The organism is Pararhizobium sp. P1_E7 (assembly GCF_056405855.1).
This window is the reverse complement of the sequence record NZ_JBFUBH010000097.1, coordinates 1-8,341: the sequence shown is the minus strand read 5'-3', so window position 1 is coordinate 8,341 and position 8,341 is coordinate 1. Positions and strand designations below refer to the sequence as shown.

The following is an 8,341-nucleotide window of genomic DNA, read 5'->3' as shown; positions in this document are numbered from 1 at the left end:
GGGTAGGTCCGCAGTTTGTGCGGGGGATTGCGAAGGATGGAATTCCGCAGGCGCTTTTTGCGGTTGTGGTCTGCTTCTTCTGCCTTGGGGCGGCGTATGTCGGTGCCCTGGTTGCCGGATATGATATCGGCTCGGCGGTGGGACTTTATGCCGGCTCGCAGACGATATCGGCTTCCATGGGGCTCGCAACCGACGCGATTAATCGCCTGGGCCTGCCCTCCGAGCAGAGCAAGGCCATGCTGGATGCCATGCCGGTCGCCTACGCCGTGACCTATATTTTTGGCACAGTCGGTTCAGCCATCGTGCTTGCCCTTATCGGACCGGCTCTGCTCAACATCGATCTTGAAGCCGAATGCAAGCGGTATGAGGAAGAGCAAGGGGGCAAGAAGGTTCTCGGCGGCGCTGGAACCGCATGGCACAATTACGAACTGCGTGGCTACCGCGTGAAGGACGGTGCACGGATCGTTGGTATGACAGCACTCGAGGCAGAAGGCTTGTTGCCGTCCGAGCGTGTGTTCATCGAACGCATTCGTCGCGCGGGCGTCGTTGAAGACGCTACCGCCGAGACCGTGATCGCGGCGGGCGACATCGTCGCGATTGCCGGGCGTCGCGAGGTCCTCGTCGATCTCATTGGCAGCGTAGCGGACGAAGTCGATGATCGGGAGCTGCTTGCAGTCCCGGCCAATGGTGTCGACGTCTACGTGACAAGCAAGGAAGTCGACGGCAAGACGCTTGCGGAGCTCGCCCAGCGACCATCCGCCCGCGGGGTCTTTCTACGCAAGATCGTGCGTGGCGCGACCGCGACCGAGATACCCATCCTTCCAAACACGAAAGTGCATCGGGGCGATATCCTTACCCTCGTCGGACGGACGCAGGATACCGCTGCGGCAACCAAGGACATGGGCCGTCCGGACGCACAGACCGACATAGCGGACGTCGCGTTCATCGGCGCGGCCATCACGATCGGCGCTCTGGTCGGCGCGCTCACTTTTAAGGTCGGCAGTGTCCCGCTCACGTTGTCAACCTCCGGCGGCGCACTGATCTCCGGCCTGTTCTTCGGCTGGCTGCGGTCCGTGCGACCGACTTTCGGCCGCATTCCTTCGCCGACCGTTTGGTTCATGAACTCCGTCGGCCTGAACGTGTTCATCGCGGTCGTGGGGATTTCGTCGGGGCCAGGTTTTGTCGCCGGTTTGCAACAACTCGGCTTCAGCCTGTTCCTGTGGGGTATCGCGGTGACAACAGTACCGCTGATCCTGGCGATGTATGTTGGCAAGTACGTCTTCCGCTTCCACCCTGCCATTCTGCTCGGGTGCTGCTCAGGAGCCCGTACCACGACGGCCTCTCTCGGGATGATCAACGACAGGGCGAAAAGCCAGATTCCAGGTCTCGGCTACACGGTCACTTACGCCGTCGGCAATACACTCCTGACCATCTGGGGCATGGTGCTGGTGCTCCTGCTGGCCTGAAGTATCAGTTCAGTCACTGCGACAACGTTCGGATGGAATCGGGGTGGGAAGCGATACAGGCCTCAACTCAGGCGGACGATTTTCGCCTCAAATTTCGAGAGAAGGTTAGCCGCGACCAAGCCGGCAGGCCGGCTGATGGTCGCGGCCCCGAGATCAGTCGAACCGTATTGGGAGAGTGTTATGCCAAGCAAGGCCACACGTATCGATCAGTTTCTGCTCATCCATTCCGTGCGCGCCGACAACTGGCGCGAGATCACGACGCTGGCCGATGCCTGGGCCGCCAACCGCGGCGAGCGTGCAGCGCTGGAGGCCGCGATCGCCGCGGTGGCGCCGGCGGAGGAATACCATGCTTATCCGGGTGGCCGATTGCTCGCGGCGCTGGCGGAGCGTATTGCGACCAACGATGCGGGCGGGGCGGCGAAACTTGCGCGGCGCATTTCCAACGGGTTGCTCACCCACGCCTATCGCGGGCGCCAGAGCGAGTGGGACGTCCATGACGAAATGTCGGGGAACGAAGTAGCCGATATCATGCCGCCCGGGACCGGGGAACCCGGCGGTCGGCGGCCGTATTTCGAAGTTCTGTTCGTCAACAGCCAACCAGCCGCACGGTGGGCTGCGTTTGCTGCAGAAATCCGCAGGCTGCGCCGTCCGGAGGATGCCTTTGTCTACGAACCCATCCTGGTGGGTTCCTTCGAGGATGCGTTCTGCGCGGCCGCGTTGAATCCCGATATTATTTCCGTGGTACTTGCCGAAGGTTTCCCCTACCGCTCACGGCACGACGCTCCGGTACTCCGCTCAGTGCTTGATCCGCTTGGGGAAACCGAGGGACCAGACCTGTCGGCGCTTCGTCTGGCGCGGTCGTTGAAGCGGATTCGGCCGGAGCTCGACGTCTACCTGCTTTCCGACCGCCAAGTGGAGAAAATTGCCGGCGATCCGACGGCCGACGCGGTGCGGCGCGTGTTCTACGCGGTCGAGGAACCGCTGGAGATGCATCTTGCCATCCTTGAAGGAGTGCAGGCGCGCTTCGAGACGCCCTTTTTCGACAATCTGAAGAAATATGCGCGCCGGCCGATCGGCACATTTCATGCCCTGCCCATCGCCCGCGGCAAATCCGTCTTCAAGTCGGACTGGATTCGCGACATGGGTGAATTCTACGGGTTAAACCTGTTTCTGGCGGAAAGCAGTGCGACCACGGGTGGCCTCGATAGCCTGCTCGAGCCTACCGGCACCATCAAGCGCTCGCAGGAAATGGCCGCCCGAGCCTTCGGTGCCGACCACGTGTTTTTCGTAACCAACGGCACATCCACCTCCAACAAGATGGCGGTGCAGGCGCTGCTGGCACCCGGTGATATCGCGGTGGTCGATCGCAACTGCCACAAATCGCACCACTACGGCATGGTGCTGACCGGTGCACAGCCCTACTACGTCGAAGCCTTTCCCATGACGGAATACTCGATGTACGGCGCCGTGCCGCTCGCCACCATCAAGCGCGCGCTGCTGGCGCTGAGAGCGGAAGGACGCCTCGATCGGCTAAGGCTGCTCGACCTGACCAACTGCACGTTCGACGGGCACATGTACAATGTCCGGCGCGTGATGGAGGAATGCCTCGCCATCAAACCTGACCTGATCTTCCTGTGGGACGAGGCTTGGTCAGGATTTGCCCGCTTCTCGCCCTTCCTTCGTCCGCGCACGGCCATGGGGGCCGCGGCCGATATCGAGGAGTGGCTGCGCGATCCCGCGTCAGTCAGCGCCTATGAGAAGCAGCGCGCTGACCTCGGCGACGATCCCTCGGATGAAGCGCTGCTTGCCGCCCGCCTGATCCCCGATCCCCGCCTCGTACGTCTTCGGGTCTACCAGACCAACTCAACGCACAAGTCGATGTCGGCGATCCGGCAGGGTTCCATGCTGCTGGTCAAGGACGTGGATTTTCACACCGTGGAGGCTCAGTTCCACGAGGCGGTCTTCACGCATGCCTCGACCAGCCCGAACCAACAGCTGATCGCGAGCCTCGACGTTGCGCGGCGGCAGATGGAGCTTGATGGCTACGGCTTGGTGATGAACGCGATCGAGATCGCCCTGAAGATACGAAAGGCGATCAACGAACATCCGGTGATCTCCAAATATTTCCGCGTCCTCGGGGCCGATGAGATGATACCCGAGGCGTATCGGCAGTCAGGCTTCAAGGACTACCTTGCCCCCGGCTCGACATGGGCGACCGTGGTCAAGGCGATGAAGGAAGACGAATTCTACCTCGATCCGACGCGCATGACGTTGGTCTGCGGGACCGCCGGTTTCGATGGAACGCAATTCAAAGGCCTACTGGCAAACGAGTACGATATTCAGCTGAATAAGACGTCGCGCAACAGCGTGCTGCTACAATCGAACATCAACAACACCCGCAGCGATGTTGCGCATCTGATCCGTGTTTTGGTCGAGATTTGCCACGGCATCGAAAAGCGCCTGGCCGACGGCGGTGAGGGTGAACGTGCTGTTTTCGCGGCGCGGGTAAAGTCGCTCATGACCGACGTGCCCGATCTGCCAAACTTCAGTCACTTCCACGAGGTTTATCGAGGCGATGCGGGGCGGACGACGCCGGAAGGTGACATGCGAACCGCCTTTTTCAATGCGTATGACGCCTCTGTGTGCGAATACGTGCCGTTGATCGGCGCCGAATGCGACCGGCGCCTGCGGGAGGGACCGGAGATGGTCTCCGCCAACTTCGTTATTCCCTATCCGCCGGGGTTTCCGATCATGGTGCCGGGCCAGGTGCTGACGCAGGAGACAATCGACTTCATGCGCAAGCTGGATGTGAAAGAAATCCATGGCTACGAGAAAGCGCGGGGACTGAAGCTGGTCAAACCCGACGCAGTTGCCGCCAAGGCGAAGCGATGAATAGCGGGACGGGGAGCGGTGGGAACGCCGCGCCGCCCGCTGTCCGAGGTCGCTGTGATGATCTCGCGCACGTCGAGCGAGTGCCGGTGCACGGTGACACGGCGACTGGGGGAGGACGCCAAGGGGCCGGTTACCGGCGTTTTACTTGTGAGCTCGGCATGAGCCTTTTGGTTTGGTGGTGCAGTCTCGTAGACCCCGAACGGGGAGGGGAGCTAGTCTGGGCATGGTTTGGATCGAGCAATTCCTGGTCAAATATCCGGAACTTGCGGTGTTCCTGTCAATCAGCATCGGTTACCTGATCGGAGGTCTCAAGTTCGGAGGCTTCAGTCTCGGTCCGGTCACCGGCTCGTTGTTTGCCGGTATCTTGATCGGGCAGTTCGCCGAGGTTCCAATTGCCGGCATGGCGAAGTCGTTTCTCTTCCTTTTGTTCCTCTTCGGCATCGGTTATTCGGTCGGACCGCAGTTTTTGCAGGCCCTGCAGCGCGACGGGATGAAGCCCGTATTGCTTGCCGTTGTCGTCTGCGTGACGGGGTTGCTAACCGCTATCGTCGTTGCGAAGACCCTCGGCCTTGATCCCGGCTTCGCGGCGGGGCTTCTTTCCGGCTCGCTCACCGAAAGCCCGGCGATGGGCACGGCAACCGAGGCGATCAATGCGCTGCCGCTGCCCGAGGCGGATCGCGTACGGTTCGTCGCGCATATCGCCGTGGCCGACGCCGTTTGCTACGTCTTCGGCGCGGTCGGCGTCATTCTGTTTTGCAGTGTCGTTGGCCCCAAGCTTCTGGGCATCGATCTGGCTGCCGAGGCGCTGAAGCTGGAAATAGAGTACGGGATCACCCGCAAGACGGCAGGGGTCGCCTCTGCCTGGCACAGATTCGAAATACGCGCCTATCGGATCGCCGATGGCGCGCCGGTCGCCGGCCTGACCGTCATGGCGGCCGAGTCGACATTTCCGCAGCACAGATTTTTCATCCAACGCCTGCGACGGGAGGAGACGATCCTTGAATCGGCACCGGAGATCGTGATCAAGCCCGGCGATATTGTTGCCGTTTCCGGATCGCGAGAAGCGCTGGTGGGCGTCCTTGGCGCCCGCGCCGAGGAGGTCGAGGACCGTGAACTTCTCGATGTCCCGGTGTCGGTCGCGGACGTGCTCCTGACGAGTCCTGACTTCAAAGGCCGAAGCCTTGCCGGCCTTGCCACGGAAAGCTGGACACGGAGCCTCTATCTGCGCGCCATCAGCCGTGGCGGCCATGACATCCCTCTCGCGCCGGGGATCACTGTGGAGCGGGGCGACATACTGCGCCTAGTGGGGCCGGAAACGGTCGTGACGAGCGCTGCCAATCGCATCGGCGTCGTTGTCGCGCCGACGACGACGACAGATTTCTTCGTTCTCGGCCTTGCGATCTTTCTTGGTGGGCTCCTCGGCGTTCTCATCACCTTTCCGATCGGCGACATGCGGATCTCCTTGAGCACCAGTGTGGGCACGTTGCTCGCCGGGTTGATGGTAGGCCATCTGCGTACGCGGTTCCCGCTCTTCGGTCGGATACCGGATGCCGCCGTTTCGCTGATGACTGCGCTTGGCCTCGCCGCGTTCGTCGCGATGACCGGTCTTCATGCCGGACCTGTGTTCGCCGGCGCTGTTGCCGAGGCGGGCATCGGCCTTTTGTTCGGTGGCATGATCGTCACCATCACACCCATGATCGTTGGGCTATACTTCGGACGTTACGTGCTTCACATGAACCCTATACTGCTGCTTGGAGGGCTCGCGGGGGCCCAGACCATGACCGCGGGCATGGCGGCTGTCCAGGACCGGTCGGGGAGCACCGTTGCCGTCCTTGGCTACACGCCCGCCGTGCCCATCGGCCACATTCTCTTGACGACCTGGGGAACGGTGATCGTCGCGATTGTTGCGGGATGATATTTTGTAAGATTGTCGAAGCCGGGAAGCCATGTTGGTATTATGATGGTGAAGGCACACGCCTAGCGATCTTGGAGCTTCCGACACAGCCTTGATACGGGAAAGAGGAAATCATGCCTCTGTCACCAGGCATTGACCAAACAATCGGGCCGCCAGCCGGGGCACTGCGACCGGACATAGTTGCGGGTCTGACGGCCGCGGCAGTCGTCCTGCCTAAGGCCATGGCCTATGCCACCGTCGCTGGTTTGCCGGTGAGTGTGGGATTGTACACAGCTTTTGTGYCGATGATCATCTATGCCCTGCTGGGGACGTCGCGCGTGCTGAGCGTCAGTTCGACGACCACCCTTGCGATATTGACCGCGACAGAACTTGCGCTGGTAGTGCCCGATGGCGACCCCGGAAGACTAATCACGGCGACGGCGACGCTGACGGCACTAACCGGCCTGCTGCTGATCGCCGCCTCCGCGTTACGGTTGGGGTTCGTTGCGAATTTCATTTCGTCACCAGTGTTGACCGGTTTCAAGGCCGGTATCGGGCTGGTCATTGTTTTGGACCAATTGCCAAAACTGTTCGGTCTCCACCTCGCCAAGGAGGGGTTTTTCCGTGATATACTGAGCCTTCTTCGGCTTCTTCCCGAAACCTCGAGCATAACGCTCATCGTCGGGGCAAGTGCTCTGGTCCTGCTGCTGCTCATGGAGCGAGTATGGCCGCATTCGCCCGCTCCCCTGGCCGTCGTCGCCGGGGGAATCTTTGCCTCATGGCTGTTCAGCTTGACCACGCACGGCGTTGCGATCGTCGGCCACATCCCCCAGGCGCTGCCCTCGCTGACGCTGCCGAGCATCGATCTGGCGAGACAGCTGCTTCCGGGGGCGATCGGGATCGCCCTGATGAGTTTCACCGAAACGATCGCTGCCGGTCGCGCCTTTGCCGAGCAGTCGGAGCCTCCGATCCGGGCGAACCGCGAACTGGTGGCCACCGGCGGCGCCAACTTGATCGGCGCCTTCTTCGGAGCGATGCCGGCCGGGGGCGGCACCTCGCAGTCCGCGGTGGTGCGCGCCGTCGGGGGACGAACGCAGAAGGCTTCCATGGTCACTGCGGCGGCCTCCGCTGCGACGATGCTGGTTCTCGCTCCCTTGCTCGGCCTCCTGCCGCAAGCCGTGCTCGCCGCGATTGTGATCGTCTACTCGGTCGGCCTTATCCAGCCTCGCGAGTTCGCGTCTATCCGCAAAGTCCGCAAGATGGAATTTCGGTGGGCGCTGGCCGCTTTTCTGGGCGTGCTTGTCTTCGGCACACTTCAAGGCATCGTCGTCGCCATCGTCCTGTCCTTGATCGGGCTGTCCAGCCAGGCGGCCAACCCACGCATCCATGTGCTCGGTCGAAAGCGCGGCGAGGATCTTCTTCGCCCGGTCTCGCCGGAGCACCCCGATGACGAAACCTTTGACGGGCTGCTTATCCTGCGACCCGAGGGTAGACTCTTCTTTGTCAATGCGCAGCACGTGGCAGACGGCATACGCGGGCTGGTTGTCCAGGCCAAACYCCGCGTTCTCATGCTGGACCTGAGTAGAGTCTTCGATATCGAGTATTCAGCGCTTCAGATGATAGTGGAAAGCGAACGAAGTCTGGCTGCGCAGGGGGTGGAGCTCTGGCTGACGGACCTCAACCCGGACGTGCTTGAGTATGTCCGTGCATCGGGGTTTGCCGAGCGGCTTGGTGCGGGCTGCATGTTTCCCACGGCGCATGCCGGCATCCGCCACTACCAGGTCTACGCCGCGCAGATGCTCCAGTCATCGATCGCCACCTAGCTCTTACGGGATGAATTGCCGTGATATCGGTCTCTCTAACTGCTTGCGGGCTACTACTCGCGACGATCGTGGTCACGGCCAGTCTGAGGCCCCTTGCCAACGCCCGCAGCCTTTCAAACGCGGCCAGGCTCGGTTTTGGCTACGTAATCGTTCTTGGGTTTGTTGCCGGACACTTCATCTCGATCAAGCGCCCACCCAGGCGCAAAACTGGAGACGGGTCTTCTGTCTGACTGATGTGCACCAACGCCACAAAACTGTGTTTCGGC

The 8,341-nt window shown here is 61.6% G+C and carries 4 protein-coding genes; all 4 read left to right on the top strand.

Annotated features, from left to right (window positions below):
- Window positions 1-1,466, top strand: a 1,466-nt coding sequence (aspT, locus tag AC1D17_RS26485) for an aspartate-alanine antiporter (protein ID WP_477568245.1), incomplete at its 5' end; no start/stop codon positions are given.
- Window positions 1,467-1,646: 180 nt separating this feature from the next.
- Window positions 1,647-4,358, top strand: coding sequence for a decarboxylase (locus AC1D17_RS26480; protein WP_477568246.1), 2,712 nt, complete (start codon window positions 1,647-1,649; stop codon window positions 4,356-4,358).
- Between the two features lie 223 nt (window positions 4,359-4,581).
- Window positions 4,582-6,273, top strand: coding sequence for an aspartate-alanine antiporter (gene aspT / locus AC1D17_RS26475; RefSeq protein WP_477568244.1), 1,692 nt, complete (start codon window positions 4,582-4,584; stop codon window positions 6,271-6,273).
- Between the two features lie 221 nt (window positions 6,274-6,494).
- Window positions 6,495-8,075 carry a SulP family inorganic anion transporter gene (locus tag AC1D17_RS26470; protein WP_477568243.1) on the top strand — a complete coding sequence of 527 codons (1,581 nt, stop codon included), beginning with the start codon at window positions 6,495-6,497 and terminating at the stop codon, window positions 8,073-8,075.
- Window positions 8,076-8,341 lie beyond the last annotated feature (266 nt).